This is a genomic window from Sinomonas sp., from assembly GCF_051955515.1.
In the GTDB taxonomy this organism is placed as follows: Bacteria; Actinomycetota; Actinomycetes; order Actinomycetales; family Micrococcaceae; genus Sinomonas.
Genome location: NZ_JBQCGQ010000183.1, coordinates 1 through 14,327 on the forward strand (window position 1 = coordinate 1; position 14,327 = coordinate 14,327).

A 14,327-nucleotide genomic window follows, 5' to 3' on the forward strand; every position below is an offset into this window, starting at 1 on the left:
GCGTTCTCGTACCTCGGATACCACACCGGCGACTTCCCCGTCGCAGAGGAGGCCGCCGCCCAGATCCTGTCCCTGCCCATGTTCCCGCACATCACGCCGGAGCAGCAGCAGTTGGTGGCGGAGGTGGTCAGGGGATGCTGATGGGCGGCGGGCGGAAACGCGTGGCTGGTGCGGCCAGCGTCGGCTCAGGTGCCCTGTGGAGCGGTATCAATACGTTGGTCATGCGGGTGGCCAACGTCCTCCTCATGGTCCTGGCCGTCCGCCTCGTCTCGCCCCATGACTTCGGCGTCTTCACCGCTGCTCTCGTTGTCGGGACGATCGCAACGTCCATCAGCGAACTCGGAGTTGCCTCCGCGCTCATCCGCCGCGATCTCGCGATCGAGGAGTACGGACCCACCGTGGTGGCCATCGCGTGGGCATGGTCCGGGCTCCTCGCCCTCTTCATGGTCCTCGCCGCCGACCCCTTGGCCCACGCCCTCGGGGCGCCCGAGGCCGGAGGCGCCATTAGGGTACTCGCGCTCGGCGTTGTCGCATCGGGCTTCTCATCGGTTCCGGGCGCCCTCCTCGCAAGAGATTTCCGACAGCGGTCGCTCTTTGCCGCGGGCGCCATTGCGTTTGTGCCCTCGAGCGCGCTGCTCCTGCTCCTCGCCCTGGGCGGCTCAGGAGCGATGTCCTTCGCATGGTCAAAGGTTGTGACGGCCAGTGTCACGGGCATCGGCCTGCTCGTCCTCGGGCGCCGCTGGATCTGGCCCCGAATCGATGCCAAGGCCCTGCACTTCCTGCTGCGGTTCGGCCTTCCACTGGCCGGAGCGAACGTGGTGGGCTACGCACTGCTGAACGCGGATTTCGCGCTTGTGGGCAACGCCATGGGGCCTGCCCTGCTCGGCATCTACTCAGTGGCCTTTTCCGTTGCGTCGCTGTCCGTCTCGGTGCTTTCGTCCGCGCTGAACTCGGTGGCCATGCCGGCGTTTTCGGACCACCACGACGACTCCGACCGGCTGCGGGCGAGCATTCGGTCGTGGGGACGCGCTGTATTCCTCATCGCCCTTCCCCTCTGCGGATTCACGTCCGTCTTCGCCCACGAGATCATCGCGGTCCTCTACGGTTCTGCGTGGGCCGCCGCGGCACCCGTCGTGACGGTGCTCGCGCTCTACAGCGTGCCGATGCTCGTTGAGCTCATGCTCTCGAATCTTCTCGTGGCAGTAGGACGCACTGGTTCCGCGTTCCTCGTGCAGTGCATCTGGCTGATCGCCCTGTCCATCGGAATGCTCGTGGGATTGGGTCCCCTCGGCCTCATGGGGGTCGCGTGGGCCCACGTGGTCGTGCTCCTGGGCGTCGTCCTTCCCGTGCAGGTTCTGCTGGTCCGTCGCGCGGTTCCCGGATCACTCCGCGGTCTCTGGAGGGATCTGGGACGACCGATCGCAGCAACCGCCGTCGCGTCCCTTGCCGCATTCACGGTCACCGTCCCCATCTCTCTCGAATGGCTGAGGATTCTGGCCGGAGGGGCGATCGGCGCCGGCATCTACCTGCTCGGAACACGCCCTGTCTGGCGGGCCCGGCTCACGCTCATGAGACAACCGCGCCCGTCACCTGTTGGAGGTGTGTGATGCGGCGGATGCGTCCTGTCCCGCTGACTGGGAGACCGAAGGTCTCCGTGGTCATCCCGTGCTACAACTACGGCCACTTTCTTCCTCGCGCCGTTCAGAGCGTTCTCGAGCAGCCAGGAGTCGACGTTCAAATCATTGTCGTCGACGACGCCTCTTCGGACGGCAGCGCGAGGATTGCGGAGGAAATCTCAGTAGCGGAGCCCCGGGTTGCGGCGGTCGTGCACGAGGCCAACGCAGGCCACATTGCGACGTACAACGACGGCCTGAGCCGGTGCACGGGCGACTACGTGGTCCTGCTGTCCGCGGACGACCTCCTCGCACCCGGCGCCCTTGCCCGTGCGGCTGCCCTCTTCGAGGCAAGGCCGGGTCTCGCGCTCGTCTACGGAAGGGCGCCGTCGTTCTCGGAGGAGCCTCCGCGCCCCGTCAAGCGCCCGGTCTCCTGGACCATATGGAGCGGCCCGGAGTGGATCGAGCGGATCTGCCGCCGTGGCACGAACGTCATCGCCAATCCCGAGGCCATCGTCCGGCGGGAAGTGGTGGAGCGATTGGGAGGCTACGACCCTCGTCTTCCGCACACCGCAGACCTCTACTTCTGGCTCCAAGCCGCTACTTTCGGTCGTGTTGGGCGCATCGACGGGCCCCCGCAGGCCTATTACCGAATCCATGGCGGGAACATGCATCTCGGCGAGGACGACTTGAGCGACCTCGTGGAACGGTCGCAGATGTTCGAGTTGTTCCTGTCGTCGCCGCAACTCGCCGCGATGGCCCTTTCTGCTCGGACCGCGCTCGCGCGAGAAGCGCTTGCACGCGCCACCCGGGAATACGATCTAGGTCGCGGTCACGGGCCGTTGGCTGCGAAGTACCTGGACTTCGCCCACGAACAGGGTGTGGAGCTCGACGGCTTGAACGGGTGGTCGGCGCTCCAGCGGCGCCAGACGTTCGCCGAAAGCGTCCTCGCCCAGAAGGCATTATCCATTGTTGGACGCGCGCACCGTCGGATGAGTACCACCGCCGAGCTGGCCCGGATTCGCAGGACCGGGGTGGCGTGACGATGGATGCCTTTGGACGCACGATCGTCCTCAACGCGGCGAACCGGTGGGATGACATGTGGATGGCTGACCAGCAGCTCGCCACGAGTCTGGCTGAGTTCATGCCGGTGCTCTATGTCGATCCAGTGCAATCAGCTGCGACGCGGTTCCGCGACCGAGGATGGAGTTCTGTGCGGCGGACGCGAACACGGCTGACTCTTCTCGGCCCCAGGCTCGCCCGCCTCGAGCCCGAGGGCCTGCCCGGCATCTCCCACCGGGGCATCACGAACATCAATGCGCGGCTCTCGGCGGTCCAGGTTCGGGCCGCACTCAAGCGATTGGCCGCTGACCCGTTCGCTTCCATCGAGGCGAATGTCCTCGCACCGATCTCCGGCGGTGTCGGCGAGTCGAGGACTGTCTATTGGGCTCAGGATGATTTCGAGGCGCTGGCAGGTCTGGTCGGTGGGGCAGCGGAATCCTATGCGCGGGGGGACGCAAGGCTCGCGGCGAGCGCCGACGTCATCATTGCCGCTAATCCCCGCGTAGCGGCAGCGCTCAGAAGTCGAGGCAGGTACGCGCATCTCGTGCCGTTCGGCTGCAATGCAGAGCATTTCTCCCGATCAGCGACGGAAAATGTGCCCTCGGATGTTTCCCTGGGGCGCCCCTTCGCAGTATTCGTGGGCCATTTGGGTGAGCGGATCGATCTCACCATCCTCGAGGGGCTGGCTTCCGAGGGCCTGCGTCTCTTGTTGGTGGGGCCGTTGCATCCGCGAGCAGACAGGTCACGGTTCGAGGCTCTCGCGACGTTGCCGGGCGTCCAGTGGGTGGGCCCCAGACCGTTCGAGAGCCTGCCCTCGTACCTCGCTGGGGCAGAAGTCGCCCTCGTGCCCTACATGAGGTCCCCCTTCAACATGGCCAGCTTTCCGCTCAAGACGCTTGAGTACCTCGCGGCTGGCCTCCCAGTAGTCTCCACACCGCTTCCCGGGGTCGAGTGGATCGGCTCAGAGGACGTCCATATTGCGTCTGACCCCGATCGGTTCGTGGAAGAGGTCGGTCGGCTGCTCTCTCTGGGGAGGGACGCTGCCGGCGACCTACGGAGACGAAAGCTGGCCCAAGACCACAGCTGGGACCGTCGGGCCGAAGCGGTGGCCTCGGTTCTCGGGATCGGCCTGAAACGGGCGGGAGTCTCCGATGGATGCTGAAACGCGGAATGCGGTCGACCACGTCATCCTGACGCGTTTCAACCTGCCGTCTCCCGGCTATGAACGTTCAGTGCGGGAGCGCGATGGCTGGCTCGAGAAGCGCGTATCGCTCTTCGAGAGATATTGCCTGCCAACGGTCTCGGCACAGTCGACTCAGGCTTTTTCATGGATCGCCTATTTCGATCCGGCGAGCCCGATGTGGTTGCGAGAGCGAATTGAGGCGTGGTCGGCAAAGGGCCCACTCACGCCGATCTTCCGATCCGAAGTCAGCGCCGATCAGCTGGTGTCCGATCTCGCGGATGTCTCTGGCGCGCGCACCAGGACCCTCGTGACGACGAACGTGGACAACGACGACGCGATCGCGCGCGACTTCGTCGAGCGCATTCAGGGGCTTGCCGAGCACGGTTCAACGGCCGCCATCTACCTCGCTCGAGGTCTCATCGGTGCAGTCCCTTTCGTCTACCGGCGCACAGACCGCGTCAACGCGTTCTGCAGCGTGAGCTCGAGCTGGGAGGACGCTGCGACCTGCTGGAAGGACTGGCATAACGAACTGCACCGGCACATGCCCGTGAAGCTCGGGTGGGGCGAACCGGCCTGGCTGCAGGTCATCCATGGCACCAATGTGAGCAATCGTGTGCACGGCACGATGGTTTCTCCAAGCGCCTACGCGGCACTCTTCCCCGGAATCTTCGAGGATGGCTGGCTCCAGCCTTCTGGAGTGGACCGGGTGCTCGATTCGTCCGTCAGACGCCCTCTTCGCTGGGGTCGCGAGGCCGCGCGAGGCGCTGCCAAGCGCGTCATCGTGGCCACCGCCGGACGGACGGCTCTAGATCGTGTTCGGGACCGGATGCGGGGAAGACGGGGGGCGTCAACGCCCAGTAAGGATGCGTGACCATGAAGCTCAGAATGGTGGGATGGGCTCTCATACGAAGGTGGTATGCGGCTCTCGGAGGACTCATCGTCGTAGGTGCGGTCTGCGCGCTCGCGTATGTCTCCGTCCCGGTCGACTATAAGGCGAGCGGGAGCCTTGTCCTGCTCCCTTCGGCTCAGAGTGTTGGATCCGGAGGCAACCCCTACCTCTTCCTCGGAGGCCTGGGGCAGGCTATGGATGTGCTCACCCGACGGATGGCCGCCCCTGAGACGGTGGACAAATTCTCCGCGCAGTACCAGAAGATGTCCTACACGGCTCTGCCGGACGTCACATCGGGAAGCTCAATCCTTGTGGTGGCGGTGAAGGCGAGATCTGCAGCCACGGCGGAACAGGCTCTGGCGGCTATTCTCGCTGACGTTCCCACCGAGCTCACGACGATGCAGGACGCGCTGCACGTACCGGCCACCTCGCGGATTTCGTCGATGCCGGTCGCCGAGCCCTCGCCGCCAGTCCCCGATACGAAGGGACAGATTCAGGCAGTTGGCGCCGTCGGCGCGGCCGGGATGGTTCTCGTGGTGCTGTTCACGGCTCTTCTGGACGGCCTGCTCCTGCGCCAGAAACGACGTCGAGAGGGTGGTGGCGGGCGGAAGACCGCCGCTCGAGTCAACTCTGCCAGCCACGCCGCGGAACCGGAATATGCTGCTCTCCTTGTCTCTGCCCATGTCGACGACAAGCAGCAGAAAACCGCGTCCGCCGAGGAAGACCCTGAGGAGCCGGCAAGGGGGACGCATCGGAGGCCAAGCCGGAGCGCGAGCGCGGCGCGATGACTCCCGCCGAATTCTTCGCCGCATTGAGCAGACGATGGTACGCCGTCGTTGCCATGCTCATCGCGGTCGCTGCGAGCTGCATGTTCCTGTGGCCCGGGCAGCACGTCTACTCGGCCCGGGGATCCGTTACCTTCCTCTGGCCAGGCTCCATTTCACTCTCCAAGACGGACGACGGCGGTCTTGCAGCGCTCGTGAATTTCGCGGCTATGGTGCGTTTGGCCATTGACGACGGGCAGGCCCAGGAAAGCACGTCCTTCGGAGGCTCGCTCGTCGGCGCAGGGGTGCGGAATGGCTTCACCGTCGTGCTGCCGAACTCAGGCGGCCAGTGGTCTGCAGAGTACAACCAGCCCAGGCTGCAAGTGGAGTCTGTGGCGGCGACGCCAGACGTGGCGGCAGCCAAGGCGAGCTCCTTGATTCAAGAGATCACGGCCGCTGCGTCTGAGCTTCAGGCACGATTGTCGATCCCACCCGACGCGTTCATCTCGACCTCGGTCTCTTCGGTTGAGGTAGTCGACGGGGGAGCCTCCCTCAGCAGTCGGATGAGGGGGGAGGCTTCGTTGGTATCCATCGGCGTATTCCTGACCGGGGTGGTCATCATCATTCTTGACCGATCAATCAGGCACCGAAAATTCGTCCATCGTGGGAGGAGGACGGCGTGAGCACGCTGTCACACGCGATCCGGAGGACCTTCGACGCGAAGACGATGCTGTCGATCTTCTTGATCCTGTGCTTCGTGCCTTCGTACCTGACGTTCTCCGTCATCGGGGCAGTGGGACGCCCCACGACCCTGCTCACTCTCATCATGTTCGCGTGGTGGCTCGCGGACCGGCTCCGACGTCACGTGCCTACCCCATGGCGCTTCCAGCCTGTACGGTGGGCGCTCGCCGCGGTCTTCCTCGCGGTGCTCGCAAGCTATGCCGCCGCGATGTTCAGGGGATTGCAGGTTGCAGAGGTCAGCCCCGCGGACACGGGGCTGCTCCGTCTCGTGGGGTGGTGCGGTCTTTTCCTCGTGGTCCACGATGGCCTGCGAACCATGGACGACATCATCGTCATGGTTCGCCGGATCGTCACAACGGGCGCCCTCATGGCGCTTCTCGGGTTGGCGCAGTTCGTCACCAAGAGTTCTCTGCTCGGCTGGATCAGCATCCCGGGTATGACCGGAGACACTGCCGGCGCCATCGACCAGAGAGGCGGCTTTGTCCGTGCGGCGGGAACGGCAACTCACCCGCTCGAATACGGACTGGTGCTCTGCGCAATTCTCCCGCTCGCCCTCGGGCTGGCACTCGAGGACCGTGAGAGGAGCCTCCTCTCCCGGTGGTGGCCGGCCGCAGCGATGGGAGCCGCGACCCTCCTCTCGGTTTCGCGCTCCGCTCTGGTAGCGGCCATCGTCGCGATATGCGTCCTCTTTGCCGCTTGGCCCCCGAGGCGCAGGCTCTTCGCCTCGATGCTCGGAATAGGGCTTTTCGGCGTCGTGTACGTCTCAGTTCCGGGATTTGCGGGAACCATCGTGGGGATGTTCACGGGGGCTGCGGGCGATCCCAGCGTGGCGTCGCGCGTCAATAGTTACGACGTGGCCTTCAGCATGGTCGCACGGACACCGATTTTCGGACGAGGATTCGGAACTCTCCTGCCGAGCTATGTGTACTTGGACAATCAATACCTCGGCGTCGTCGTCGAGCTCGGCCTCGTGGGACTGGCTGCGGTCGTCAGCATGTTCCTCGTGGGAATCGGTGCTGCCTGGCGATCATCCATGCACGCACGCACTCCCTTCCAGAGGCAGATTGGGAGCTCGATCGCTGCAGCGGTCTGCGCGAGTGCCGTGAGCTTCACCTTCTTCGACGCGCTGTCCTTCCCGCTGTCTTCGGCCTTCATCTTCCTTCTCGTCGGCCTGGCCGGCGCCTACCACCGCGTGTCCTCAGCCCAAGGCGGCATCTTCGTTGGCCTCGACATCAATTCGTCGCGACGTTCCGCCGAGGGTGTCAGCGCTTTGCGCTGACGGCGAAGACCGAATCGGCCGGGACGGAGACGATCAGGCTTGAGGCGTCTGATCGGGGCTGCGGCGATGATGTCACCCCTTTGTCCGTCACGGCAGAGAATTCCGTGGTGGAGAAGGCGCTGCGACCTGAGGAATCCGAAATCCGGAATCGCTGGGAGGAACTTGTGCCGTTGACGCCGACGATTGTCAGTGCCCCGGACGGTGGATCGGTGAAGGCCACTGCCGTGACGGCAGATGCCCCGTGAGATTGCACTCGAACAGAGCCCGGAGGCAGGTAGTTGTAGAGGAGCTTGAGCGCCCCAAAGGTCTGGCGCGGAGTGTAAGTGCCGCTCTTCGCGTCGTAGGCCAAAGCGCCCCAATAGCCGAACGCCCCGTGATGCTCGTAGAAGCCGTCCCAAGCGTCGTACAACTGGGCCCCGGAGGCCCCCTGCTGAAGCAGGGAGAGGAGCATCGCCGCCGTCGACGTCGCGCGATTCCATGAATCATCGAGCTCGACGCCGTTGTCGCAGCTATCGCACGCGGTGTTGAATTCGCTGACCCACACGTCGGGGTCGCCTTCCTTGAGCGTGGAGGGGAGGTCGGCCAGGTCACCCGAATAGGTGTGGACGCCGAGGTGCGCGATCTTCGACCGAACATAGGGATCGGCCATCAGAAGCGGTGCGTATGCGGTCTTCGCGCCCTCCACACTTGAGGCGTCGGGTGCAACGAATTTGACGTCCCCCAGTCCCATCGAGTCCAGTCGGTGCCCCAGGTTGCCCAGCAGCCGCACGGCCTGATCCGGATCGACCTTTGGGCCCTCGACCCCGTTGAGGTCCGGCTCATTGAGAGGGCTGACGAGATTCAATCTGAGCCCGAGCTTGTTGCGACCGTAGGCCACGAGGGCGGCCACCATCCGCACCCAGTAGTCTTCCTTGTCTGGCAGGATCCGCGTTCCTCCCATCCACCCCGACACTCCGCCCATGAGACTCAACGAAACGGTTTGGCCGGGTTTGGATTCGATGTAGGAGATGGTGTTCCACAGGTCCTCGAGTTTCGGGGACGTGAGCACTGAGTCGTAGTAGGACCAATCGATCGAATCGGCCGGACCCACCTGCGCTGACTCCCAGTCGGACTTCTCGATGATGACCCGCCAGGTGAGGGGGCCCCACGCCGCGTACGAATCGATGGCCGACTTGAGCTGGCCGCCCTTCCAACTATGGACATTGGCGTCGATGCCCAACCCGCTGACGATCTGGCCTTTGCTGGCGGTATCGACGACCAGTTCGTCGGTTGTGAGAGCCGTACCGTCCAGCACTGCCGGTGGCAACGTCGGAGACGACGGTTCTGAGTCGAGAATTGGCGGTGCGGCCGTGGGGCGAGGTGCCGGCGGCGCGGCGGTGCCCTCTGGCTCGGGAGCCACGCAGCCGGCGATGAGGAGGAGTACGAGGCCGAGCGCGGCGGCGGTGAACCGTCGCCGCGCTCGTCCTTTGACCACAACTACCTTCACGGCGTAGTGAAGACGACGTCGACCCAGTAGTTTGTCGCGTTGTAGCTATCAGTGGGGAATCCCGAAGCGCCATACCTGTAGAGACCGTTCAGGTGGCTGGCCGTGCTCGCCAGGCCATGCAACGGCGGCGAATCCGCGGAGGTGTTGAAGTAGCCGCCGTTCGCCGAATAGAAGCCATTCGGCGCGTAGTAGGACACCACGTAGGTCGTATTCGCAGAGATGGCCACAGGGCTGGAGAGCGTTGCCGTCTGCCAGCCGCTCGAGGTCTCACCCGTGAACGTCACAGTTGCGAGCACGGTGCCGCTCGCCGTCCACAGGTGCCCGACGTGGGTCCCGGTATTCTGCGACCCCTTGAAGAAGCGGATCGCGGTCACTGAGCCTGACACATCTGACGTGAACTGAGTGCCCAGCTCGACGGCGTTCGCATCGTTCACATTCGCGGTGGACGGGGTGGACGACGCGCCGAAGATGCTGCACGGGCACGTGAACGACGCAGATCCCGTCGTGAAGCTCCAGCTGTAGGCGGAGGTCATCGCCTGGCCCGTCGCATTCTTCACGCCCGCCACGGTAGCCGTGTAGGTGGTGTTGGCAGCGAGCGCCGAGCTCGGAGTGAAGGTGTACGTGCCGTTCGTCGAGGCAGTTGTCGTGTTCCCGGCAACCGCGGACCCGCCGCTCGGTGCGAGGCTGAAGGTTGCCGAGGACGTGTCAATCGCCTGGTCGAACGTGGCGGACACCGTAGTGGTGGCTGCGACCGAGGTTGAACCTTGGCCCGGGGAAACGCTCACGACCTTCGGTGCTGTGGTCGAGCCGGCATTGAATACGGCGTCGACCCAGTAATTCGTGGCGTTGAACGATCCTGTCGGGAAGGTCGAGGCCGAGCCGTAGGAGAAGACGCCGTTTCCGCCTGACGCGCTGCTCGACAGACCGAAGATCGGCGACGAGCCCTGAGCCGACGCGAAGCCGTTGCCGGTGTAGGCGTAGCCGCCGTTCGGCGCGTAGTAGGAGATGACGTAGGTGGTGTTCGCGTTCACGGCCACTGGGCTGGAGAAGGAGGCCTGCTGCCAGCCTGACGCCGATTCACCGGAGAAGGTGACGCTCGCAAGCTTGGTCCCGCTCGCCGACCACAGGTTGCCGATGTGCGTTCCGGTGTTGAGCGATCCCTTGTAGAAGCGGACGCCGGTGATCTGGCCCGCGGTGTCCGTCTGGAACTTCATCCCGAGTTCCACCCCGTTGCCGTCATTGGCGCTCGCCGTTGCCGGGGTGGCGCTTGAGGAGAACACCGAGCACGGGCACGTGTAGGCGGGCACCGTTGTGAAGCTCCAGCTGTAGGGCGACATCGTCTGGCCGGTCGAGTTCGTGGCGCCGCTCACAGTAGCGGTGTACTGCGTGCTGTTGGCGAGAGCTGACGAGGGGCTGAACGTGGCGGTTGTGGTGGAGCTCGAGTAGGAAACCGATCCCGCTACCGTTGCGCCTGAAGCATCCTTGAGCAGGAACTGGACCGACGATGCCGTCACGTTCTGGCTGAAGGTCGCGCTGACCGCAGAACTGACCGCGACTCCGGTGGCCCCTGGGCTGGGGATCGTCGAGGACACGTTGGGGGCGGCCGGTGCCGCCGCAGTGGTGAAGCTCCAGCTGTACGGCGACATGGTCTGACCCGTCGAGTTCGTGGCTCCGCTCACCGTCGCGGTGTACTGCGTCCCGTAGGCGAGGGCGGCCGTCGGCGTGAAAGTCGCGGTTGTTGTGGCGCTGGAGTAGGAGACGCTTCCGCCGACACTCGCGCCCGTCGGGTCCGTGACGGCGAACTGGATCGAGGATGGGGACACATCCTGGCTGAAGGTCGCGTTCACGGTCGCCGTCACGGCCACGCCTGTTGCGCCGGGCGCCGGATTGGACGAGGACACGTTTGGTGCGGGCGGCACCGCGGCGGTGGTGAAGCTCCAGCTGTACGGCGAAGCCATCGTCTGACCCGTCGAGTTCGTGGCTCCGCTCACGGTCGCCGTGTATTGCGTGCTGTAGGCAAGGGCCGACGACGGCGTGAAGGTCACGGTGGTACCCGCGCCGTTGAGTGCCGCGCTGCCGTTGACCGCATTACCACCAGGGTCCTTGAGCGTGAACGTCACCGACGAACCGGTCACGGCCTGGTTGAAGGTTGCGCTCGGCGTCACGCTGATGGCAACACCGGTGGCATTCGAAGCAGGCGAGGTCGAGTTGACCGCCGGTGCTGGCGGCGCCGCGGCGGTCGTGAAGCTCCACGTGTACGGGGAGGCCATGGTCTGCCCTGTGGAGTTGGTCGCGCCACTCACCGTTGCCGTGTACTGCGTGCTGTAGGCGAGGGCCGACGACGGCGTGAACGTTGCTGTCGTACCCGCACCGTTCATCGAGGTGCTACCCGAGATGGATGTCCCGGATGCATCTTTGAGTGTGAACGTCACTGACGATGCGGTGACCGTCTGGCTGAAGGTCGCGCTCGGCGTGACGCTGACAGCTACGCCGGTCGCGCCCGAAGCGGGCGAGGTCGAGCTGACTGTCGGTGCCGGCGGCGCGGCAACCGTGGTGAAGCTCCAGGAGTACGGTGCCATGGTCTGCCCCGTGGAGTTCGTCGCGCCGGTGACTGTCGCCGTGTACTGCGTGCTGTACGCGAGCGACGAGGAAGGAGTGAAGGTTGCCGTCGTGCCTGCTCCGTTGAGCGCCGTCGTGCCGTTGACTGTCGCGCCGCTGGCGTCTTTGAGGGTGAAGGACACCGATGAGGACGTGACGGCCTGGTTGAAGGTCAAGCTGGGGGCAGCGTTGACCGTTACGCCGGTTGCGCCTGATGTGGGCGACGTCGAAGTGACGGCCGGAGGAGTGGGTCCGGAGGGCTGGAAGATCGCGTCAACCCAGTAGTACTCGGCGTTGTAGGGGTTGTTGGGGAAGGCCGACCCGTTGTTGTAGACGTAGAAGCCGTTGGGTGCGCCCGGCAGGCTTCGTGTGAAGTGAAGGGGTGGGAAGTCGACCGAGCCACCGCCTGCCGGTTGCGGGGATGGGTTGTTGTAGAAGTAGCCCGAGTCCTCGGAGTAATGCCCCTTCGGTGCGTAGTACGAGACGATGTACCGCGTCCCGGCCGTGATGGCGACGGGCTTGGAGAACGTTACACTCTGCCACCCGGATGTCGATTCGCCCGAGAAGGTCGCAGTGGCCAACAGGGTGCCGGACGTGGTCCACAGATTCCCGATGTGGGTGCCCGTGTTCGTGCCGGCCTTGTAGAAGCGGACGCCCGTGACGGTTCCGGCCACGTCCGAGTAGAACTGAGCTCCGACCTCGACCGAGCTCGGGTCTCCCGAATCGGGGTTCGCGGGCTTTGTCCCCGTGCCGAAGAGCGAGCAGGGGCAGTTCACGCTCAGCACGACGCCGGCGCTCGGCTTCTCCAGATTCCCGCTGTCATCCACTGCTCGGCTCTTGATGGTCGTGGTGGGGTTGCCGTGGGCAACCCACGAGTAGGTCCAGCTCGTCGTGCCGGTGGCGGGATGCCACGTAGTGCCGCCGTCGGTTGAGACCTCGACCCCGGCGACCACGCCGCCTCCGGTATCGCTCGCCGTTCCGGAGATGGTCGTGGCAGTGCCGTCGGCGACGGAGGCGTTGGCGGCGGGGGCAGAGATCGTCGACGTGGGCGCGGTGGTGTCGGTCGAGGCTGTTGCGGGCTTGAGGCCGGCGATGAGGGTCACCGGCTGGGCGCCCATGTCGGCGAGCAGGTTGACGGTGGCCTGCTGCATGTTCGCGTCAGTCTTGCCACCGGTCGTGAAGTTGTCCAATCCCCAGGACCACTGAACCGTGCCGGCCCCGAAGACAAGCGCGCCGCTCGGGGCACGGTACTCAGTGAGGCTGTGAGTCGCTGTCTTTCCGGTCGTCGTGGTACTTCCGTAGTCGGTGAACACCTCCGAATTGGTGTTGGTCGTCGAGGACAGCGGGAACAAGCCGGCAGGTCGGAAGCCATTGTCGGCATAGATGTCCCACTCGTAGCCCAGAGTGTTGAGATTGGCGCCGAGCGTGACGGATTGAGTTCCGGAGAGCGACGCGACCTGCGTGTTCCGCCAGAGTCGGAGACCGGCGAATCGCGCCGGAACCGTGATGTCTGTAGACCCGGAATTGACGTTGAAGAACTGCCCAGTCAAGGAATTCTGTGGGTTCCCAGCACCGTTCGCGGTTCCGAAGCGGGGATCCGCGTAGGTTCCCGTCCAGGTCACGGGATCGGTTGGTGCGTTGAAGTGCGTGTCTTTGTAGCAGACGAGTGTGCGGCCGGCGGTTGCGGTTCCAGCCTGGCTCGGCTCCCACCGCGTGCGCCAGAAGAGCTCGTTGCCGGTGAACATGGCGATGTTCACGCCCTTGTCGCGCGCTGCCTCGATATTGGTTCGTTGATCGTAGGAGACGTACTCGTCATGTCCCGAGGTCAGGAAGGTCTTGTGGTTCAGGAGCAGCGAGCCGCGAGTGGCCGTATCGTTCCCGGCTTGGTAGCTCATGTCGTAGCCGTTGGCTTCCAGGAACCGGATCATGGGAAGTTCCGTTTGGGTCAGCCAGCTGCGCCCCTGATCGTCAAGAGCGGTGTGGAACGGGCGGTTGTAGGAGACTTTGAACGCCGCCTTGTAGGCGAGCGGGTTGCCCGGCGGGCAGGCGACAGTGCATTGATACAGGCTGTTTCCGCCATACGTGTTGTAGGCCTGCCAGGTCTCGTCTGACGTCTGGAAGAGGATCGAGCTCGTGGATGCGTCGTTCCGCACCACAAAGGTGATCCAGCTGTCGCCGCCGGTGTCATTCCGGACGAGGTGCGCGATGTAGACGCCCGAGACAGCATTTGCGGGAACGGTCCACGAAGCCGAGGCGGCCCAGTTTCCGCAATCGACGAGCCCCGTGTCCGAGAAGGTTTGGCAGGCGGGTTGTGACTGAGGAAGGGGCGCGGTGGGCAGAAGGTTTGCCGCGATCTTCCGAGCACCGTCCCCGTTGTAGTAGCCGAGGCGGAGGATGTCGAAATGGTAGGCCTTTGCGGGGGTGTTGATCTTGAACGTCACGGTCTCGCCGACATTCACGCTCATCTGTGTGGCGTACCCCTGGATGGTGGAATCGCCAGCACCGGAGATCAGCCAGTCGGACTGCGGATCGCCCGTGAGCGTGTTCTCACAAGCCACCGCGCTCACTACCGGCGCGGCGCAGGGATTGGTGGCCGCCTGTGCAGGCGGCGCCGCGGTCTGGGGCGCGATCGCGACGAAGACCGCCGCGAACAGCAGCGCAGAGAGCCACGCGGCAAGGGGCCGCCGGGTGCTCTGGAACACGGAACGGCGG

At 64.8% G+C, this 14,327-nt stretch carries 10 protein-coding genes; 8 read left to right on the top strand and 2 right to left on the bottom strand.

The features are described 5' to 3' along the window. The 8 genes from ACTHL9_RS10395 to ACTHL9_RS10430 form a co-directional block, all read left to right on the top strand. Positions 1-141 (top strand): DegT/DnrJ/EryC1/StrS family aminotransferase (locus ACTHL9_RS10395; RefSeq protein WP_440518909.1); only part of this gene is annotated, 141 nt, incomplete at its 5' end. Next, positions 141-1,607 (top strand): oligosaccharide flippase family protein, encoded by a 1,467-nt coding sequence (locus ACTHL9_RS10400; RefSeq protein ID WP_440518910.1) that lies wholly within the window; start codon positions 141-143, stop codon positions 1,605-1,607. The genes ACTHL9_RS10395 and ACTHL9_RS10400, both read left to right, overlap by 1 nt. 8 nt (positions 1,608-1,615) lie before the next feature. Next, positions 1,616-2,656, top strand: coding sequence for a glycosyltransferase family 2 protein (locus tag ACTHL9_RS10405; RefSeq protein WP_440518900.1), 1,041 nt, complete (start codon positions 1,616-1,618; stop codon positions 2,654-2,656). Between the two features lie 2 nt (positions 2,657-2,658). Further along, positions 2,659-3,837 (top strand): glycosyltransferase, encoded by a 1,179-nt coding sequence (locus ACTHL9_RS10410; RefSeq protein ID WP_440518911.1) that lies wholly within the window; start codon positions 2,659-2,661, stop codon positions 3,835-3,837. After that, positions 3,827-4,729, top strand: coding sequence for a glycosyltransferase (locus ACTHL9_RS10415; protein WP_440518901.1), 903 nt, complete (start codon positions 3,827-3,829; stop codon positions 4,727-4,729). Before ACTHL9_RS10410 ends, ACTHL9_RS10415 begins: the two co-directional genes overlap by 11 nt. A 2-nt stretch (positions 4,730-4,731) precedes the next feature. Then, complete coding sequence (locus ACTHL9_RS10420; RefSeq protein ID WP_440518902.1) at positions 4,732-5,535, top strand: hypothetical protein; 804 nt, start codon at positions 4,732-4,734, stop codon at positions 5,533-5,535. After that, positions 5,532-6,194 (top strand): hypothetical protein, encoded by a 663-nt coding sequence (locus ACTHL9_RS10425; RefSeq protein WP_440518903.1) that lies wholly within the window; start codon positions 5,532-5,534, stop codon positions 6,192-6,194. Before ACTHL9_RS10420 ends, ACTHL9_RS10425 begins: the two co-directional genes overlap by 4 nt. Then, positions 6,191-7,531, top strand: a complete 1,341-nt coding sequence (locus tag ACTHL9_RS10430) for an O-antigen ligase family protein (protein ID WP_440518905.1) — start codon at positions 6,191-6,193, stop codon at positions 7,529-7,531. The genes ACTHL9_RS10425 and ACTHL9_RS10430 overlap by 4 nt, the downstream gene beginning before the upstream one ends. On the opposite strand, the gene ACTHL9_RS10435 is transcribed toward ACTHL9_RS10430, so the two are convergent. Beyond that, positions 7,515-9,017, bottom strand: a complete 1,503-nt coding sequence (locus ACTHL9_RS10435; RefSeq protein ID WP_440518906.1) for a glycoside hydrolase family 30 beta sandwich domain-containing protein — start codon at positions 9,015-9,017, stop codon at positions 7,515-7,517. The two genes, ACTHL9_RS10430 and ACTHL9_RS10435, sit on opposite strands and share 17 nt — an antisense overlap. Beyond that, the gene (locus ACTHL9_RS10440; protein WP_440518907.1) at positions 9,014-14,317 is read right to left on the bottom strand and encodes a DUF4082 domain-containing protein; all 5,304 of its coding nucleotides are present in this window, start codon (positions 14,315-14,317) and stop codon (positions 9,014-9,016) included. Before ACTHL9_RS10440 ends, ACTHL9_RS10435 begins: the two co-directional genes overlap by 4 nt. Positions 14,318-14,327: the final 10 nt, after the last annotated feature.

Coding starts and splice junctions, on each gene's coding strand:
- ACTHL9_RS10400 (WP_440518910.1), top strand. CDS start 141: ATGGGCGGCGGGCGGAAACGCGTGGCTGGTGCGGCCAGCGTCGGCTCA.
- ACTHL9_RS10405 (WP_440518900.1), top strand. CDS start 1,616: ATGCGTCCTGTCCCGCTGACTGGGAGACCGAAGGTCTCCGTGGTCATC.
- ACTHL9_RS10410 (WP_440518911.1), top strand. CDS start 2,659: ATGGATGCCTTTGGACGCACGATCGTCCTCAACGCGGCGAACCGGTGG.
- ACTHL9_RS10415 (WP_440518901.1), top strand. CDS start 3,827: ATGGATGCTGAAACGCGGAATGCGGTCGACCACGTCATCCTGACGCGT.
- ACTHL9_RS10420 (WP_440518902.1), top strand. CDS start 4,732: ATGAAGCTCAGAATGGTGGGATGGGCTCTCATACGAAGGTGGTATGCG.
- ACTHL9_RS10425 (WP_440518903.1), top strand. CDS start 5,532: ATGACTCCCGCCGAATTCTTCGCCGCATTGAGCAGACGATGGTACGCC.